Genomic DNA, 20,395 nt, shown 5'->3' with positions numbered 1-20,395 from the left:
CGCAGGAGGAGGTGGAAGTCATGGCGCGCATCGACGCGGGCGTCTACGACAAGGGACACCGCGCCACCCCCGCCGCCGAATCTGAACAACCTTGCGCCGCCGCCGAACGTGAACAGCACTGCGCCCCCGCCTAATGCGGGTTCCACTTCCGCCCTGCCGCCGCCAAACCTGAACACCATCGCGCCGCCCGGGGCGGGTAACGCTAACGGTGCTTTCCCTTCGACGAGTGCTTTCAACACCACCCCACCGCCGATAGCGGCCGGCCTGAACACCGCGCCGCCGCCAGCGATCGGTCTCGACACGACACCGCCCCCATTGACCGGCTTGGACACCACCGCCGCACCGGCGACCGATCTGAGTACCGCGCCGCCGCCGGGCTTCGACGACCCGAACACGGCGCCGCCACCGGGCTTCGACGATCCGAACACGACGCCGCCGCCGGGTTCCGACGACCTGGCGGTGCCCGGCGGATCGGGCATCGCCGATCCGTCGGGTGATTCAAGTGCGAGCTCCGGGGGCTTCCCGATGCCAAACACCGCCGCAATCACCAACCCGCTCAGCGGCTCCCTTGGTGGACTCGGTGCACCGGGCAGCCCCACTGCCGGCCTCGGCAACTCGTCGGCGTTCGACGGTGCCGGGTTTACCGATCCGTTCAGCGGTTCAGGCGTGCCCGGGTCCGGCTCGGACGACCTCGGGTTGCCCACGGGCACCGGAATCGGCAATCCGTTTGGTGGATCGTCTAACCCGTTAAGTGGATCCGCTAGCCCGTTGGGGGGGTCCGCGAGCCCGTTGGGGGGATCCGCCAGCCCATCGGCCGGTGGGGCGGGTGGCTCGGGGTTGGGTAGCGGCTTGAGTCAAGCGGCGCAGGGCCTCGAAGAGCCACTCCAGCAGGCGTTGGGTGCGGCGCAGAATCACCAGAACGGCATGCCGGACACCGGATTACCCGAAGGTGTGCCGAAAGGCCTCGACGCGCTGGGCAAGCCGGGGCCCGGGGGTGCCCATGGCGGGGGCGGCGCCGGCATCGGATCGCTGGGCCGCGACACGTTGTCCCCGGCCGGGGCGCCGGTTGCTGCCGCGACCAAGGGGACTGACATGCCCGGCCCAGTTGTGGCGCGTCCGGGTATGCCTGTGGGAGCCGGTGCGGGGGCCGGGGGAGCGCCACCCGGCGGCGGTGGTGGCGGCGGTCAGCGTGGGCCCGGCGCCAAGGAGCATAAGGCGAATAAGGCGTTGCGCACCAAGAAGAACGGTGAGCTTGTCCTCGGCGAGGTGGATGCCGTCGTTCCGGTGATCGGTGACGACGGACCGGAAGAGGCCGAGCCCGTGCAGCGGCCGCCGACGCCGGTAATGCCTCCGGCGCCGCGACCGCCGGTGCCGACTCCCTCGCGGCGCGCCGGCTCCGAGCTGCGAACCCAGGTCGGCCGATGACGTCGCTCGAGGCGGTGGCGGTACTGCGTCCGACCCCGCGGCCAATCGGGCCCGGCGAACTGGCATCGGACGGCCAATGGCGCGCCGTGTGCGAGTACCCGGGCAGCACACCTGCCGAGATGGCCGTGCAAGCCGGGAAGGCCGCCGTCGCCGCGGCCCACACCCCGGTGGCCCGGGTGCGATGGCTCGTCCACGCGGGGGTGGGCCCACAAGGCGGCCAAGGATGGCCGGTGCATCATCACATCCAGAACGGCGTTGTCGGATGCCACGGTAACGCGCTGGAGGTGAAGCAAAACTGCGCCGGCGGACTCACTTCCTGGCTGCTGGCCGCACGACTCCTCGACGACGACGGTTACTCCGTCTCCACGGGCGCCGATAACTGGTGCTGGAGTGATCGCTTTGCCACCTCGAAAACCGTTGGCGGTGAGCCCTTTTCTGATGTAGCACACGCGGTGGTCATATCCTGCGGCGGTGGCTTCGCCAAGCTGCTGGGTAGCGGAACGGCGAGTTGCCCGCAGATGGCCGACGACTGGCAAGGTCGAGCCGGCTATTGGGAAGCCGTCGACGCCAACGACTTTCAACACGTGTACTCGCGCCTCACGGCTACCCGGTCCCTGGACTCGATGCGTGAATCGCTTCGCATGTTCATCCGCGCGATCCGGGCCGCGTTGGCCGACGCCAATGTCAGCGCGCAATACGTCACTCACTTCGTACCGCAAGGATCCGATACCGGACAGCCGTTCCGCTCGCTGGCCAATCTGATCGGGTTGCCATGGTCGGCCGACCTTCATCAACACACCCTCGACCACGGATATCTGGGCGTGAGCACTCAAGCCGACGCCTTGGTCTTCCTGGCGCAAACCGGAAACCTGAAGCCCGACTCCATCGTGATGTTGCTGGCGGTCGAATACGAACTGAGTGCGACAGCGATGGTCTTGCGCGTGGTCCGTCCGCCCCGAGTGTCGACGGATGGCGTGATGCGGGTCGTCGCATGAACGGGACGCTCATGTCACAGGTCGGAACCCTCGATCTGGTCGACCTCAACGCGATCAGCCAGTATTTCGGCCGCGACTTCATGCCGTACCCCTTCATGTTCACCCAGGGACCGCGTTTCGCCACACGAGACGACGCTGCCGCCTACGCCGACGCGGTGCTCGAGCGGTTCAACTACGGCGACCTGCAGATCTTCGTGGAGTGCGCGGCGGCCTATGACGCCGCCGACATCCGGGTGGAGTGCCGTGTGCAGTACATCCCCGCCGATACACCTAGCCAGCGGGTGATCGCCTACCGCACAGGGCACCTCGGTTTCTTCGCGGCTCAGCGCCCCGATGAAGATGTCGTCGACATCTACACCGTTTCACCCTACGACCTGGGTGCCGCGATCGCCGATGCCGTCTCTTTGACACAACCGGGAGTGCACCCGGCAATCGTCATCCCCGAATACGTCCCGCGGGGAAAGGCGGAATTCGACGAGGACCCCTTCGACGTGCGGCACCGGTCCGCTTCGGCAAGCGGGATCACGGTCCCGGCGAGCGAGGTGACAGCGTACTCGACCATTCAAAGTCATTGGCGCCCAACGCGCAAATGGGGCTTGGACCGCGGAAAGCGTGCGCTGGTATGGGTGCGAGTCGGCGACGACGGGGACTACATCTACGCGGCGGATCAGACCCATGCCCGGCCCATGACCAGGGCATTCCTGCACGAGCAGGTCGATCGGCTCATCGCCGATGACGTGGCCGTTCTGCGGGAGTTTCGACGTGAGTCGTGAGCCATCGCGACCGACCCTCAAGGAGGCATTCACATGGATAACGACGCCATGAATCATGACCTCACCCACGTGCTTTCGTTGGTGCAGGAGCAGATGCGCGATCTGGCGGTCATGCAGCAACGCCGGGCGGCGCTGACCGCGACGGCAACCGCGGCGGACGGTACCGTCGAGATAACCGTCGATGCGCAGCGCGTGGTCACCAATACGGTGATCGACGAGTCGTACCTCGACGAGTACGAGTTCGCCGATTTGGCTGGCCACATCACAGCCGCGGCACAGCAGGCCGTACAAGAGATCGAACGTCAATCGGCGGCTCTGTTGGCGCCCTTGAATCAACGCCGCCAGGACATCTCGTCGCTCTCCGGCCTCGTCGCGGACCTGCCCGATTTCGGCAGTCTGTTATCCGGACTGAGCGCACCCCAGGGCACGCCGTCGCGTCTCCGTGACGGCGGAGACGCCCAGGACGAAGATCCGTCGTTCCCGACAGTGAGGAGATAGTGATGACCGAGTCACTGAGCGTGAACCCGGAGGACCTCCAGACGGCTGCCGCGAACGTTGCCGATGTCAGCGCCACGATCAAGCAAGTGCTCTCCACCCTTCAGGGACAGCTCGCCGGTCTGGGTTCGCCGTGGGGCAATGACTCCATCGGTGACGGCTTCGCCAATGGGTCCAGCGGATACCTCACGCAAGTCGATCAGGTGGATAGCTCCATCAACGCCACAACGCAGCAGCTGGACAGCCTGGCACAGTCATTGACGGCGGCAGCCAGCAATTTCCAGCATCAGGATCAACAAGGCGGTAGTACCGGAAATACGTTGTTGAGCATGGGTTCCGGTGGTGCTGGGGGCGGTTTGGGCTCGGGTGACGGTTCCGGTTCGGGCGATGGTTCGGGTGCCGGCGCTGGTCCCGGCTCCGGGGGGCCAAGCACGGTGTTGACGGCGTCGTCCCAGCTCGCACCGATGCAGCCTCGGGAGTTCCTGCCGCAAACTCCCGCCCTGTCGGGACTTTTGCCCGAGCTGCCTGCTATCCCGGCCCAGCCGGCCGTTCCGGCGACGAACGGGTCGCAGGAGCTGTTGTCATCGGGGGTGGTTTCGCCGTCGCCGCTGCTGCCTCGTATTCCGGCCCAGCCGGCCGAGCCGGCGGTTCCGGCGGCGAACGGGTCGCAGGAGCTGTTGTCGTCGGGGGTGGGTTCGCCGTCGCCCGAGCTGCCTCGTATTCCGGCCCAGCCGGCCGTTCCGGCGGCTGAAGTCCTGGGCGGCAACGGTTCCGGCGCGGCCGCTGCGCCGTCACTGGCCGTCCGGCCGGGGTCACCGGAAGTGCCGGCTCAACCGCCCGCGCCGACAAACGTGGCTGTCCCCGCGGCGTCGACCTCGCCGTCCAACACTCTGGCCGCCGTCTCGCCCCAACAGTCCGTTCTGCCAACGGTGCCCACCAGCGGTGGTCCGGCGACCCCCACAGGGAACGTGTTGAGCGCGATTCCGGGAGCGGGAGGCTCCACTGCGGGGTCGGGCCTCGATGCATTGGAACAGCTCGTGGAGCAGATGGCTCAACCGGCGGGCGAGGGGGTGAGTGCGGCGATGCAGGCGGCCCAGAGTGGCGGGCAGACGAATCATGGCACACCTGGTGGTCCAGCGGCGCCCGCCAACGATCCCGCCGCTGCGGTGAAGTGACGGCGCGCGACCGAGGAACCGTGCGCACGCATCGCGGGACATTTCATGGGCATTGAGATACCTTCCGGCCTGCAGTGGGTCGCGTATTTGGCCGGCGAGCAATGGCCAAAAGGTGACGAGACCGCGATGTTCCAGATGGGCACGGATTGGGACAACGCCTCGCAGCAGATGTCGGCCGTCATGACCAATCTGCAACAGGCGCAATCGCAGTCGGCGTCGGCGATCACGGGCCAGACGGCCAGCGCTGTCGCAGCGCAATTTCAGTCGCTGCTCACCGGTGACACCTCGATCCAGAGCCTCGCCGATTCGATGTCCTCATTGGGCAGCTTGGCCACTCAGACCGGAACGCAGATTCAGTACACCAAGCTGCAAATCCTGAGCACGCTGGGCATCGCGGCCGCCGAGATCGCCTATGCGCTGTCCTCTGTCGAGTGGACCTTCGGCGCATCGTTGGCATGGATCCCGCCCATTGAAGCGATCACGATGGCGGTGATCCGTGAGCTGGCCGCGCAATTGATCAAGCGCATCCTCACGGCGGTGGCCGAGACCCTGACGAAGACCGGCCTGCGTCAGCTACTCAAAGATGCTGCGGTGGGCGCGATCACCGGAGCGGCCATCGGGGTGGTGCAGGATATAGCCATCGAGGAGTACCAAATCCACGAAGGCGTACGTAGCGGAATCGATTGGGGCCAAGTCGCCGAAATCGCCGTTGGCGCTGTCGTCGGCGGCGCCGTAGGCGCCGTTGCGCACGGTGTCATATCGAAGTCATTGGGCGAATCGACCAACATCGGAGCCAAGGCCCTCAAGGGCGGGTTGACCCACTTCAGTGTGGGCGCGATCGGCAATGTCGCCGGCGCGGAGGCCACCGGCGGCGGCTTGTCCGCCGACGACATCTTCGGTGGCGCCGGGGGCGGTGCGGTCTCCGGAGGAATCCATGGCGCCTCGGAGCACCCCGAAGGTGACGCCCACGGTGAGAAAAGTGCCACCTCCACCGAGGACGCATCTTCCGACGACAAGTCCTCCGATGACGCTGACGATGACGCCGACGGCGCGAGCATCACCACGCTCGTCGAGCCCGACATCCCCAAGACGTCGGCGGGGTTGGATGACTTCTTCCCGACGAGCAAATCGGGGCCCGACGGTGACTTGGCCCCCGGTGTTTCGGAGAACGGCACCAACGAGAGTCCGCCGCCCGCAGGCCAAGGCCGCTCACAGGCGGCACCCACACCCTCCGACGGCGATACGTCCGCCTCCCCGTCCGACTTCGGCGCCAGCCTCAGCCGGCAGTCTTCCGGCTCCGACCTTTCGACGGCCGCCACCGTGTCCGCTGCGACAAGCGAATCGGCACCGGATCGCGGTGCAAATAGCCTCTTGGCCAATGGATCTGACGCCACCGCGGGTACACCGCAGGCCGAATCGGAGCCCGGCCTCGGCAACGGTCCGGAGGCCCGGCAGGTTCAGCCAGCTCCGAACGAAACGACCGGTGCGCCGACTTCGCCAGTGAACGGGGGCGCTCCCGCACTGTCCGGAGGCCACCAAAGTTCAGCCGCCGCCAACCCGCAAGGGGGCGTCGGGAACGCGCATCGACCCACGCAGGCATCGGCGCCGGCGAGTTCAGCTTCGAGCGGAGCACGGACGAGTCCGCCCACCGCAGAGACCGGCGACGGCGCCGCACGCAATGGTCGCGTGGCGCAATCCAATCAATCGTCAGCGGGCGCTTCGACCGGCGCCCGCCTCTCGGCGTCCGGACCGGCACCGGTGGCTCGCACCGCGGACGGCCCCGCGGTGGAACCGCTCGAGCGACCCGGGTCGGCGGCCACCTCGACAGCCGATTCCACCTCGAGCCAAGTCGACCGCAACACCAACCCGGTGGACGCAGGCGACGGCGCGGAAGGGACCACAGCTTCGACCACGGCCGCCGAGGACGGCGGCGGAGCATCCGTAGCCCGGCATCTGCCGGACACCACAACCTCACACGACGCCGAGCCGTCGACGACACCCGTTGCGCCGGCAAATTCCGATGTCGCCCACGGGGTACCCACCGAACCAAACGCCAACGAGCCGCCGGCCACCGATGGCAGCGGGCAGCTGGGGCAATCCGAACATCCCGATGACGTGCAGATTCAGGATTCGCGGCCGGATTCCGCGGAACCGATCGGTGATCCGCAAGTCCCGCCGCGAGTGCCGGCCGAGATGGCGCCTGTCTCGGCAGATTTCGAAGCCGTTACCGACGACTCGGGTGTTCGCGGCGCGGCATCCGAGGCTGACGCAGGCGGACGATCGCCGGCATCGGCAATTAGCGACGGGGACGCGGCGTCGGACGCAAGCCGTTCGACCCCCGACAATGCGGAGCGAACATCGCGCCCCGAACCACCCGAGCACCCGCAGCGCGCCTCGGCCAGCGTGTCAGCCGACGCGGGCGAGTCACGCCCGACGTCGGAGCCCGTCGCGCGAAAAACGGACGAACCGGCGTCGCGGCAGGACAAGTCGTCGTCGAATCCGAGGCCGTTGCGAGACGTGCTACAGGGGTTGCCCGCAGAGCCCACATCGGCAAGCCGTGCACGCTCGGACGGCAACACCGACGAACGAACCGTTTCCGCAGCCGCGAAAGACGAATCCGCGCCCGCCGACAGCGGTCAGCACGAGGTGCTGCGGCTCAGGGGCGGTGCCGGCGACGGCAGTCGCTTCCGGCAGACGCTCAGCAAGATCGCCCAACGCGCGACCGGGTCCGACGACCGGGCCGCCAGCCAGGACCTGTTTCAGGCCCTCAAGGAGAAGGCCGAACGGGTTGAATCCGCGCGGGACGGCGATACGCATCCCACCCCAGACGACGGGTTCGGCGCGGACCCGTTCGGGCTCCGCGAGCCCAGCCCGACGCCGGCTCACCTACAAGGCGTGAAACTGGCTGATGTGCCCATCACTTCGGTCGGTGAGCACATCCATGCACTGGATATGGCCAGGCGGCCCGGTGACCCGCCACCGGCGGAACTGGGTCACTGGTCGGAGGCGGCGCCGTCGCGTGGGCGCTGGTTCGAGGACTACCCCGCCCGGCCGTCTACCGAGCCGTTGCCCACGCGACTCGAGATGCCCAAAGTCTTCCACTCGATCTGGTTGGGCGGCCCGGTGACCGACGGCCGGAAAACGACCGACCTCGTCCGCCGCAACCTCGAGAAGCTCAGCAAGGCGGCACAACGCGAGGGAATGCGGGTGATCCTGTGGACCGACGTATCCCGCACAGACTTCGATCGACCCCACAGTGACGCCGCCCGAATGCTGTCATGGGCGAGACGCCACAACGTCTCCCTCCTCAGCCCGGACGAAGTCTTTCACCGCGCGGAACCGATGCACCTGGGCGCCGAATACCGGTTGGAAAACGCGAAGGGGACCGCCGCCGGGTTCACCGCGGCCAGCGACATCCTGCGGCTGGAGATCCTGCACCGGTTCGGCGGCATCTATACCGATCACGACAACCGGGTTCGCCGCCTGGATGGGATGCGAAACCTGTTGGGGGCGCCAGGATTCGCGCTGCACTCGCAGGACAACGGAATTCCGAACAACTCAGCTCTGCTCGCCGCCCGGGGGCACCCATTCATCCGGAGATACCTGGACCGGATCGGCTCCAATTACCGGAAGGTCCAAGACCAACTTCACCCGGAGGTGCACGGCTTCGTCGGTAATTCCGCGAAGGAGCAGCACAAAGCGTATGTCCTGCGCCCCGGAATGGCCATCCGGCGCCAATCGGTAACCGAGCGAACCGGCCCGTTCAACTTCACAGCGGTGACCGAGTCTCTGAACCTGCACGACGACTCGGTCCCGCGCATCCGCACCGATCAGTTGGATATGGGCGCCGCCCACACCTGGCTGAGCACCAAGCCGCTACGCTTCGCGCCCGAGCAGGCGCCGAAGGTGTTGGAACACGCCATCAGCGGCTTGATCAGGGATTTGCAAAACCGAAGGGGCGACCTGAACTTCGCGGCGATAGCCCCACTCATCGAGGGGCTGCCCGACCCTGCGGCCGGGTGGAAAGCCGTCGTCGATTACCTGCACAGCGTGCCCGAGTTACGCCGCCAGGTGCAGACAGTGACATACGCCTACCTGCGCCCGAAATCGAACGTGCCCATCCTCGGTGACCGCCTCCGGGTCCGCCAACTCGATCTGCCGCAGTCCGTTCTCGAAGCCTTCGGGTTGCCCGGGCGTGGGCGCGCCATCGACCTTTCGGGTACCTGGCGGCGGGCGGCGTTCTCTGTTGACGTGCGATCCGGTGAGTGGGGCTCGCGAGGACTTGCGCACTCGCCGGGCGATGAACAGCCTATGACGTTCTCGCGACGGGGACGCGGCGGCAACAACGCGATACTGCACGGCCTGCCGCAAGAAGACCCGAGGCCTGAAGATGCGGGCCGGAGCGTTGACGAGTTTGACCGACCGCCATCCGAGAGCGAAGCCGACTCGCCCACAGATGCGATGGCGTTGCAGTCGTCGGCGGAGAATGATCACAGCGATCCGCAGCCATCGAGAGCCGTTGACATACAGCGTGATACGAACTCGGCTGCAGGCGGCGAGACCCGAGCCGAACAAGGGGGGGAGCGGTCCGGGCAACCGACCCCGGCGCAGAGGTTGTCCGCAGAGTCGGGGCGATCCGCAGGCCTTCCCCGTTCGCAGGAATCCATCGACGACATCCGTTCGTGGATCGGCGATCTCAACAACGACGGAGACCCCGAGGTCGCCCCCGACGGTCCCAGGCTGGCGAACTGCGGCCCCGCGACGATGGTGGTGTTCGACCGCTTGTCGGGTACGCCCAGCTTCGGGCGCGCCTACGTGGACCGCTCCACCGATGACCACCGACAAACCCATGAGCGGTACTCGGGCGATGGCGACCGGCGGACTCATGAGCTGACCCGGGACGAACTCGGTGCGGCGACCGGCCTGCGCCTGGTGCGTAGCACCCCCGAGGGGATCGCCGACCATTTGGCCGCCGCGGGGCCAGGAGCCCACACCGTCGTGGCGGTCCGATATCGAAACGGGCTGCAGCACAGCTTCAACGCCTATTACGACGGCACACGTGTCCACGCCTTGGACGGACAGCACGGAACGGTGCGATCATGGCCACCGCGTCTGGATCGCGCCGAGAATCCCGTCGTGCAATGGTTTGTGGGAGTCCCGTCAGACGGCGACCGGCCGGTCGCGCCGCCAGATAAATCGGGGCGGTCCCAGGACATCACCAGACACGGGGACAACCCGGACGAGCACTCGGCGCCGAACGCCCAGAATCCCGGTGCTTCGGTCCACGGCGGCACCGACAATAGACGGTTGATACAGGGCCTCAGCGACGGTTCGGGGCTGCCGCACGCCGCGTCTAGTAACCAACGCCAGCTGCGGCATACGTTGCCCAGGCGAGAATCACGATCTTCGGACTCAAGTTTTGGCGGCGAGCCGACTTCTCGTTTCGGGCCCGAGCACGTAAACGAATTGGACCGCGACCCGTTCCTCGACGCGGATGCAGACCGACATTCCCCACGTCCTCTCGCGGCGATGTCGCCCGAGCAGCGCGACGCGTGGGAGCAGGAGTTGAGCCGGCATGGCACCGAGCTGAGCAGCAGGGCGCGGGCGAGGCTCCGGCCAGGCGCACCGACGAACCCACGCGAGGCATGGGACCGGTTTGCTGAGGCCCTCGACGCTCGACGCCTCGCTGCGGCCGACCCCTCCCACGGAGCGGCGCGCGGGCACGCTCAGGCCCTCTTGGCTGTGGCACAACACGACCTGCGGCGGTTGGGTATGGATCCCGATGCGTTGGTAGACCGGTACCACGCCCACGCCCACGCCCACGCCCACGCCCACGCCGACGAGACGCGCGCGCCGGAGCCGGCTGCATCCAGCACACCACCGGTCGAGGGAGCCGGCGAGCCACATGACTTACCGACCAGCGGCGATGGCCGGGTGGTCGATGCAAACGGCGAGAGCCACTGGGGCCTCTATGGTGCGGCCGGGCTATTGCTGCGGGCTCGACGCCCCGACGGCTCACTTGCTGTGCTGCTGCAGCAACGAGCGGATTGGACGGATGAGGGCGGCACCTGGGGGCTACCTGGCGGCGCTCGAGACCTCGAGGAGACCGTCGAGCAGGCCGCGGTGCGAGAGGCTCGCGAAGAGACCGGCCTCCGCGACGACTTGGTCACCGTCCGCGCACCCGTCGTGACTGCTAGGGCCCCCGGCATCGACTGGACATACACGACCGTGATCGCGGATGCGCCCTACGCGCTGGATACCGTGCCCAACGACGAGGGGACCCGGCTGCGCTGGGTTTCCCTTGACGAGGTCGAAAGCCTCACATTGCACCCGGGATTGGGCGCTAGCTGGGGAAGTCTGCGGATCCAGATGGCCGATAACCCGCTCCCCGCGCCGCGTCCCAGCGCCCAGCTCGACCCAAATGTCGACCCGATGGTCGGTGTCGGCGTTTACAGCACGCTGCGCACGCACGCCACGACATTCCGGACCGACAACGATCTGTTGTTCCGCTACGACACCCGTCCGCCCGACGCCATCTTCGCTCAGGGGTTCGCAACCCGTGATCCGTCGGTTCCCGGTCTGTTCGACGCGAACCATTTCTTATCCACCACGCGACACCCCAACATCGATCTGAACTTCATTCAGCCTGAACACGATCGAGTGTTTCTTTACACCATCGATGCGCCTGGCGGTATCGACATCAATGCGACAGAAGGCCTCGATCCCGATGAGTATCAGCAAGAAATCGCGTTCCCGGGCGGGATCAGGCGGGAAAACATCGTAGGAGTGCAAGAAGTCCTGCAACTGCACGCCGAGTCGGGCGATCCCGACCGTCCTGCGGGGCCCCGCTTCGCAGAGTTGGAATTGAATCCGCATTTCGACCCGGATCTCCCCAACGACGCCCCGCCCGCGCCGCTGGGAACCGTCCGCGACGACAGCGTCCCCTCCTCACCTAGCACTGGCACAGACATAAGCTTTGCGCCGGCCTCGAGCGGTGTGTACAGGCAGGGTTCGGAATCCCCGTCAGGATTCAACGAATTGGACGACGGCCCGTCGACGTCGCGCAGGTTCCGAGATGTCCTGGGCTCCTTGCCTACCGAAAACCCATCAGCGGCACAACGCGCTGCATCACCGGCGGAACCGTCTCCGGGTAACGCGCACCCGCCCCATCCGACACTCGGTGATGACGAGGCGGCCACTGGTGGCCACACGCACGGCTTGAGTACGCCGCCCGCGAGGGATGACGAGCACCCACCGCAGCCTTCGGCCGGCGACGACGCCGCGGTGCATCACGACGATTCGGCAGCACCGCAACATCTCGCGCCGACGGATCTGCCACCGGTCCCGCATGCGCCGGAGGGGCCGCTGCCCTCGCTATCCGGTGGCCACCGTGAGGCGTGGAGTCACGAGTTGGCGCGGCACGCCGAGGGCGACGGGTCCGCGGCGGCCAAGGGCAAGCAGCGTGAGGGCGCGCCGCAGACCCGGGTCGATGCCTGGGACCACTATGTCGAGGCGCTCAGCGGCAATGAAGATGGGCAAGTGACCCGGGCGCGTGCCGATCTGGCGCGTTGGGGGATCACGGATCCCGATGCGTTGCTCGCGGTCTACCACGATCAGTTTAATCCGCCCGACGCTGCCCCGCCTTCGGGTGACACCGCGCCAGACGCCGCTGCCGCACCCGCCCCATCCGCACCGAAGGCGAAAGACGCGGCAGCGAACGACAATTCGAAGACTCCATCCAGCGGGCAGACGCAGCTACGACACACCGCGCCCCGTTGGGAAGCCCGTGATCCCTCACCATCCTCGGACTCAAGTTTTGGCGGCGAGCCGACTTCTCGTTTCGGGCCCGAACACGTGAACGAATTGGACCGCGACCCGTTCCTCGACGCGGATGCAGACCGACATTCCGATGACGCGTTGCACCCGACAGCAGCTCCTGCCGACAGCGCCGACGCACGAGTCAATCCGTTGACAGCAACGCTCGCCGACGTTGCACATGACGGCGCGACTGCCGGCTCGTCCACCGTGGATGCTCGTCCAGAACCCAGTCGGTCGATCGAAGTCTTTGACGAGCATGGCAATCCGATAATCCCGGCCACCGCCTTGCCCGGACGAATTACCGTTGATCCACCCGTCTTCACGATCGACCGGCCCAGCGCGCAACTCGATCCGAGCGTCCGCACGGCCGACATCACGGGCGTACCGGCCAGCCGTGAGAACCCGAGCGCCGCTCTGCACTTTCGCGCGGACGACAACCTGCTGTTTCGCGATGATTCTCGGCGTCCCAGGCGAATCTTCGAACAAGGCTTCAGGCCGCGCCAGCCGACTAACACCGATCTTTCGTTGATGTTGAATGACTACGGAAGTGCATTCGTTTCTACTACGCGCGATCCGCTGCACAACCACTTGGGCCAATCTGCGCCCAGAGCAAGGGTTTTCCGCTATCTCATCGACGCGCCTGGCGGGATCGACATCAATTCCACCTTCGGTTCCGAGCACGGCGGCGACCACGAGGCTGAGGTCGCATTCCCCGGCGGAATCAGAACCGAGAACGTTGTCGGAGCACAAGAGGTGCTCCGTGAGGCGAACATGGTGGACCGCGCCCTGGGCAGGCCGATCGAGCTCGGACTCGGCGAGTTCGTTCGCAACCCGCACTATCAACCAACCGCAACAAATCCTCATTTCAGAGTGCAGGAGACTGAGGCCGGGTCGTCGACTCCTGACGGTCCGACTCGGCGGGACCCCAGCACTGATCACCCAGCCGGTGCCACCGAAGCGCCCACTGGCGGGCACACGCACGGCGCGAGTACGCCGCCTGCGGGGGATCACGAGCACCCACCGCAGCCCCCGGCCGGCGCGACTGCACCGCGTACCGTGCTCGGGAGTCTGCCTGCCGAGGACGCCTGGGAAGACGAGCAACCGATCGCGCCAGCCCACGAATTGAGCTTCGACTCGTCCAGGCCATTGCCCAGCGCGCAACTCGATGCGTCGCTCGGACTGGACAGCGTCACCGGTATCCCAGACGGGCTAGCCGCACAAATCCGCGCCGACGACCTTCCCCTCTTCCGCGACGACACCCGCCACCCCAGCGAGGTGTTCACCTCAGGCTTCGAACCGCTCGACCCCACGAACACCAACCTGACGACCTTCGTCCTCGGCCGGCCCGGCGCGTTCGTCTCGACCACTCGCGACGCGACGCTCAATCACCTCGGGCCGCCGACCGAGGCCCGCCCCAGTGTTTATCGCTACCACATCGTCGCGCCGGGTGGCATCGACGTCAACGCGACCCTGCCTCACCACCAGGACGGGCATGAAGGAGAAGTCGCCTTCCTGGGCGGCATCCGGCGCGAGAACATCCTCGGCGCCGAACAGGTGCTCGACGGACGGCCGCAAGTTCTCCGGCTCGGCGGCTTCATCCCCAACGACCACTTCGACCCCGCCGCAGCCAACCCGCACTTCGCCGCCGAATCGCCCGCCGAGACGCCCGACTCACCAGAGGCCAGCGACGACGACATCACCCCCATGAATACCCCGAGGGCTCGGCCGGCGGCGCTTCCGCCTGAAGTGGCGGCCACGCTCGAGCTCGACCCGCCTGACTCGTCACACCCTGAGGGCGCCACGCAGCTGCCGGAAGCCGAGTTCGACTCCGGCGCCCGGAACTTCGACGACTCGGGCTCACCACAGGATCTGTCTCCCACCGCGCTGCGTGGTGTAGCCGCCGATATGGATACATCGGAGGCCCGACCCGCCCGGGCCGATGCCACGGAGCTCGAGTCCCATCGCGGACCGCTGCCGGAACCTCCCACCGAACAGCCCATCCTGGCTCGTATTCCGCACTCGGTCTACTCAATTGACGAGGTGCGTGACTGGATCGGTGACCTCAACAATGACGGCGATCCCACGGTTCCGCCAAGCGGGGACCGATTACTCAACTGCGGGCCGGCGACGATGGTGGTGTTCGACCGGTTGTCGGGCATCGAGGGACCCGCACGCGCGCATCTGGGTGGGATGAGTCCTGACGACGTGGGCCTGGCGACCGGGCTGCCCCTCGTGCCCCGCAGCCGCGATGGGATCGCCGAGCGTTTACGGGACGAGGGCGCGGGGGCACACACCGTGGTGGCCGTGCGGTACCGAGACGGCCAGGCGCACAGCTTCAACGCGTTCTACGACGGCGAAGAGGTCCACGCCCTCGACGGCCAACACGGAACGATCACGCCTTGGCCGCCGACGCTCGACCGCTTGAACAACCCCGTGCAGGCGTGGTTCATGGGCACACCATTCCATGGTGATGCATCGATATTCTCCCTCGCGCATCGCGCCGAACCGCCCGCGACGCCGGCACGGTCGGTGCTGCACGCCACGAATGACCACGAATCGGCTGACGAAGCGCCGGAGCGCGAAGGCAGCTCCTCGGCAAGCGACGACGGGGAGTACGGCGCTTCGGATTCGTCGGGATCCGCGGAGACGGATTATGGAACGAACCCGGTCTCGTGGTTCGATCGCGACATCCGGGACGATGCCTCGCTGGATTCCTTCCTGCTCACTACCGGTGACAACGACGACGTGCGCAGGTGGCTGGAAAGCATCGGCAATGACGAGCGGCCCGACGTCGCGCAAGACGAGCCCGTCACGCTCAGCCAGGCGCTGCCGCAGGAGAACTGGTGGCGGATGTATCTCGACAGCGGCGACCACGCCGCCGCGCTAGCCCGCGACCCCGCCAACCCCGGCGGCTTGTATGACAGCGACGAATCTCCTGGCTTCCAGGCCGACATGGAACACGCCTACCGGTCGGTTCTCGACAACCCGGAAGCGCTGCGCCAGCAGTTGGACTGGGACGAGTACAACCGCATGCACGCGATGGTGACCAGCAACGCGCGCGCGGCCGGTGACGACGATTACCGGATCACCGGCACGGACTACGACCGAGGCATGGACCACTACCTCGGCACCTATTGGGCGGCGGACGACCTGCTGACCGAGCGGATCGGCGACCGCCCCTTGATCACTCAAGGAAGACTGCGCGACGTCCCGCCGCTACGCCGTGGCGACGTCATCGTCACACTGACTCGAGACGACGACGAGTATCCGCTGCTCACCACCGCATACCGAGCCGACCGCGTCCCGGAGACGGTGAACGCGGTGTTCGACCAGTACCGGCAGGATCTGGGCAACGCGAGCTCGGAGCACCAGCGGTTGCGCGCCATCGGGCGCGTCGTGCGCACGCTGCATGTGCTGCACCCGTTCGGTGAGGGCAACGGTCGACTGAACGTCTACTTCCTGTTGCCGAGACTGTTGCAAAGCAATGGCTTTCGCCCGGTCATCACGCCGTCGATGGCGCACCTCTTTTCGGGCGGATTCTCGCTGGACCACATCGCGACAGCGCTGCGCTGGTTTCAGGGTCAGCACCTCGAAGACGGGTTAGACGGTATGGGGGAGTCTGCGCCGTGGCGCGTGACCGACGACGATGCCGACTCACTCTCGTCGCGACCCACGTCGGCTTCAGGGTCGGAGGGCGGTTCAGGTCCCCACACCGCGCCCGCGCCCACCACGCTGGGCGGCTTGCCCACGGACGATGCCGCTGCCGACGCGCCCGCAGAGCATCAAAACGCTGCTGCATCAACGCAAGAGCCGCGACCCAGCGAGCCCGACCACCCGATTGCCCCCACCGCAGGTATCGCGCCGCCACCACCGCTCGACGAGCACAGCGAGTTGACGAACGTCCAGGTGGCTGAGTACAACCGCACCGTTCGCGACTGGTTAGACCGGATCGCAGACACGGACTGGCCCGACGTCGCCCGCCCGTCCACCAGCCTCAGTCATCTTCTGCCCGAGGAGAACTGGTGGCGGCTCTACATCGACCCCCAGGATCATGCGGTGGCGCAGCAACACGACGATCCGGGCTTTCTGTATGACATGCAGAATTCTCCCGGCTTTCAGCGGGCCATGGTCAGTGCCTACCGGTCCTATCTCGACAAGCCAGCCGGGCAGCGGCCGCCCATCGATTGGGACGAATACTCGGACATGCACTGGCAAGCCACTCGCGGCATCCAAGGTGACTTCGAGATCGCCGACGTCGAAGAGAGACATAACTTCCATCCGATAGTCGGCGATCGGCCGGCGCCCGACCTGCTGACCGAGCAGGTCGCCGGGCGCCCGCTCGTCACGACGGCGCCACCGGAGTTAGGCAAGTACGACCCTCTGCCGCAGAGCCTGCGTGACAACGCGATCGTCACCATTTCTTCGTCGTGGGGCGACATCCCAGCGGTCCGAACGGAATTCGCCGAATCCGACGTGCCGCGAATGGTGAACGCGGTCTTCGACCAGTTTTACGAGGATCTCGGGGGAGCGGAAACCGAACACGACAAGCTGCGGGCCATCGGTCGGGTAGTGCGCACGTTGCATGTGCTGCACCCCCACAACGATGGCAACGGTCGTCTCAACATCAATCTGCTGTTGCCGCGGCTGTTAATGGAAAACGGCTTCTCGCCGGTCGTCACGCATTCGATGTCCGATCTGTTCTCCGGTGGTTTTTCGCTCGACCAGATTGCGACGGCATTGCGGTGGGGCCAAGACCGCGATCTGACACGGGGTCTGGACGATCTGCGGAACCCAGAATCGCCTACCGGGACGGGAACCGCGGCGGCGCCTCACGCGCCAGAAGATGAGTTGCAGGGACTGCCGCCGCAGGAACCCGAGGCGACGGTGCTAGGGGGCTTGCTCACGGAAGAGCCCGCAACCGACGACGCCGCGGCGCATCAAGACGCTTCTGCACCAGCGGAGGATTCCCCGCGGGAAGACGTGCCCCCGGTCGCGCACTCGCCGGAGGGGCCGCTGCCCCCACTACCCGATGACCGCCGTGAGGCGTGGAGCCAGGAGTTGGCGGGCCATGCTGAGGGGGAGGGGCCCTCGGCGGCCACCGGAAAGCGGCGTGAGGGCGCGCCGCAGACCCGCATCGATGCGTGGGACCGCTTCGTTGAGGCGCTCAATGCCGGTGAAGACTCGCAATTGGCCCGGGCGCGTGCTGATCTGGTGAATTGGGGGATCACGGATCCCGATGCGTTGCTACCGGTCTACCGCGATCAGATGGCCCTGCCGTCACCGAAAAGCGGTGCTTTCGGACCGCTACGTGACGCGCCGCCGGTGGATGCCGACCTCGATCACGAGTACGGCCCGTTGGTCAACGCCAAGCGGGTCAAGCCCGAGGAAGCCGATCCTGACGGGCTGACGCATGTCAATCCGGTGTTCTACCGACTCTCCGATATGCCCCCGGGGCTGCTCGATCTGCATCGAGACGCGAACTGGCATTACGCGGTCGACGCCGAGGGGCACATCCGCATCGGCAGTGAAGAACTCGCCGACATGCTGTCCCACGACGAACTCATCGAGCAGTTCCAGGCCACCTACGATAGGCCGCCGGCCTCTGACGTTGAGCTCGGCGAGTTCCGCAGCCTGATTGACGGGCAGGGTCATCCCACCGTCGCGGTGGAGTTCGACGCCCAGGGCAATGTTGCCGCCGGCCGGCCGCAGTCGCGCGTGAGCGGTGAAATCGGCTGGAACGCTGAGACACATCAGTGGGAGGTCAACGACAAGTCCGGCCGGTACATGAGTGAGAAGGTCCGCCAACCCTTCCCGACTCAGGACGAGATGCGCCGCTGGGTCGACAACGTGGCCACCCGGCTTTCGGCGCATCTTGGCCAGCCCGTGGCAGGCAGGTTGCTCAAACACGCCGACCGGCCCCAGCCTCCCGACCCGGGACACCACGATGCACCGGCGCCCGCGCCCGACGCTCACCCGCCGGCCGGCGACACCGCCCCCGACGCCGCTGCGGCACCCGCCACCGAAACACACCCAGCGGATCCCGCCCCGCCCCGACCCGCCGCCGACCGCCCCACCGGATCCGAGAGCCGAAGACCCAGCGCCGAAGGAAAGCTCGAAACCTGTACCGCCGCAGGAGCCGCCCGAACCGGAACCCCGGCTGCCCGCCCGCATCGGGGACAACCTGACCCTCGGCGGCACCGACGTGCTCGAGCAATTCAGCTCCGACGATGCGGGGCTCAAACACGTCGAGCAAGTGGTGCGGCAATTGGGCGGCGACGCCGTATGGGAGAGCAACCGGGAGCAGGTCACCGCGCTGTTCTCCGACGACGGCCTGCGGCCCAACGTGGGCGGCATGCTGCGGGGCGGCCACGTACCGACCCGCGTCATCGACCTCTCGGGCAGGCGGACTTTGACGATCAGCCTCCGATTGGACGGCGCATCGGAGCACTCCACCCTGCGCTTCAAGGAGAACATCGAAAAGTACGAGTTCGAGCACACCGCCGACTCCACCAACACCTCGGGTTCCTTCTTCGAGCATCGGCGTCAGCTCTACGGCATCGTGCAGGGCAACATCACCCACCCGAAGGCGAGCGACACCGCGGCGGCGATCGGCTCGCGGACGCACGACACGGCGCTGACCAACCTGCGCGCCGACCGCCAGATCAGCGGCGCCCAAACAGCGGAGCCGGGCACCCGATTCCACGGACAGATCCAGGCGGTCATCACCCACCGGCTAAGCACATCGCCCGACGAGACGCATCCCTATCCCCTCGCTTACAAGACACAGGTTGTCGTTCCCAGTCGCGACGTCATCAGTGGCGATGAGCACCACGCCGACGGGGCACGTGACACGCTGGGCCCGCTGGCCGGGGAGTCGGGTCGGCCCGATGCCGGCCAGCCTGAGGCACCACCGCGAGTGCAGTACTCCCACGCCTTGAGCGGTTCGGACGTCGTCACGAATTTTTCGCTGCTGACCGACGACGCCCCGCCGTCCGCACGCGAGGAAGACCACGGCCACCCGGCCAACCCCGCACGGCCGCTCGAGTCCGCGGCACAGCCGCAGACCATCGCCGCCTTCGTCACCAGCGAACCGATGCGGGCCGCGTTCGCCAAGGCGTACGGCAACAGGCTGGGCCACCGCGCCATGAACGAAACCAACAGCTGGCTCAGCGTAGAGCTGTTGCAAGCCAACCTGCATTCCATGACCAACAAGCAACCGCTGGTCCTCAACTTCGAGGCGATACCCGGCGCCCGCCTGGAGGTGCACGCCTTCATCGAACCCGTCGGTACCCCCGCGAAAACACACCCGCCGACCACAGACACCGAAAACCGCGAAGCCCGCCCCATGATGCGGGCCACCGGCACGACGAAGGAAACCGAGTTCCACTTCGGGACCGAGACCGACACCACGCAGGTGCGCCAGGACGTGGTGACCTGGTCGGCGCAGCTCCCCACCCCCGGCCGGTTCCGCGGCCAAGGCGGCACCGACACGGGCCAGATAAGCGGCGGCCTGGACGGCACCTTCACTCGCGGACAAGCGGACAACGAGACACAAACCCGCCAGTGGCGGGTCCGCACGACACTGAAAAACCCTGCGCCAGGCCAGAGTTGGCACGGCCAGGTTCGGCTCCGAATCGAGATGCACACGCCCGACTCGGTCTCACCGGCCAAACTCGGGGAGCCGTTCAAGGGCGCCGTGCACGAGACCCGCGGC

The 20,395-nt window shown here is 66.9% G+C and carries 6 protein-coding genes and 1 pseudogene; 6 read left to right on the top strand and 1 reads right to left on the bottom strand.

Features of this window, described 5'->3' with window-relative positions; translation table 11 throughout:
• Positions 1-479: pseudogene (locus A5700_RS26765) on the bottom strand (hypothetical protein); the annotation flags it as partial.
• A gap of 370 nt (positions 480-849) precedes the next feature.
• Here A5700_RS26765 and A5700_RS27175 point away from each other — a divergent pair.
• Genes A5700_RS27175 through A5700_RS27265 form a run of 6 tightly spaced genes read left to right on the top strand, consistent with a single transcriptional unit; the run spans position 850 to position 19,506 of the window.
• Positions 850-1,425, top strand: coding sequence for a hypothetical protein (locus tag A5700_RS27175; protein WP_255377849.1), 576 nt, complete (start codon positions 850-852; stop codon positions 1,423-1,425).
• A complete protein-coding gene (locus A5700_RS01780) occupies positions 1,422-2,420 on the top strand; it encodes a hypothetical protein (RefSeq protein WP_068072713.1) in 999 nt (332 codons plus the stop codon). Before A5700_RS27175 ends, A5700_RS01780 begins: the two co-directional genes overlap by 4 nt.
• 11 nt (positions 2,421-2,431) lie before the next feature.
• Entirely contained in the window at positions 2,432-3,193 is a 762-nt protein-coding gene (locus tag A5700_RS01775) for an ESX secretion-associated protein EspG (protein ID WP_156671030.1), read from the top strand.
• Between the two features lie 33 nt (positions 3,194-3,226).
• The gene (locus A5700_RS01770) at positions 3,227-3,691 is read left to right on the top strand and encodes a YbaB/EbfC family nucleoid-associated protein (RefSeq protein ID WP_068072720.1); all 465 of its coding nucleotides are present in this window, start codon (positions 3,227-3,229) and stop codon (positions 3,689-3,691) included.
• Positions 3,692-3,693: 2 nt separating this feature from the next.
• Positions 3,694-4,863 carry a WXG100 family type VII secretion target gene (locus A5700_RS27270; RefSeq protein ID WP_156671029.1) on the top strand — a complete coding sequence of 390 codons (1,170 nt, stop codon included), beginning with the start codon at positions 3,694-3,696 and terminating at the stop codon, positions 4,861-4,863.
• Positions 4,864-4,908: 45 nt separating this feature from the next.
• On the top strand, positions 4,909-19,506 hold the full coding sequence (locus A5700_RS27265; RefSeq protein WP_068204392.1) for an NUDIX domain-containing protein: 14,598 nt from the start codon (positions 4,909-4,911) through the stop codon (positions 19,504-19,506).
• Positions 19,507-20,395 lie beyond the last annotated feature (889 nt).

Source organism: Mycobacterium sp. E1214 (assembly GCF_001666755.1).
Classification (GTDB): domain Bacteria; phylum Actinomycetota; class Actinomycetes; order Mycobacteriales; family Mycobacteriaceae; genus Mycobacterium.
This window is presented reverse-complemented; position numbering and strand designations above follow the sequence as displayed.

Excerpts from the sequence above, each read along its gene's own strand:
- A5700_RS01780 (WP_068072713.1), top strand. The coding sequence starts at position 1,422 with ATGACGTCGCTCGAGGCGGTGGCGGTACTGCGTCCGACCCCGCGGCCA.
- A5700_RS01775 (WP_156671030.1), top strand. The coding sequence starts at position 2,432 with ATGTCACAGGTCGGAACCCTCGATCTGGTCGACCTCAACGCGATCAGC.
- A5700_RS01770 (WP_068072720.1), top strand. The coding sequence starts at position 3,227 with ATGGATAACGACGCCATGAATCATGACCTCACCCACGTGCTTTCGTTG.
- A5700_RS27270 (WP_156671029.1), top strand. The coding sequence starts at position 3,694 with ATGACCGAGTCACTGAGCGTGAACCCGGAGGACCTCCAGACGGCTGCC.
- A5700_RS27265 (WP_068204392.1), top strand. The coding sequence starts at position 4,909 with ATGGGCATTGAGATACCTTCCGGCCTGCAGTGGGTCGCGTATTTGGCC.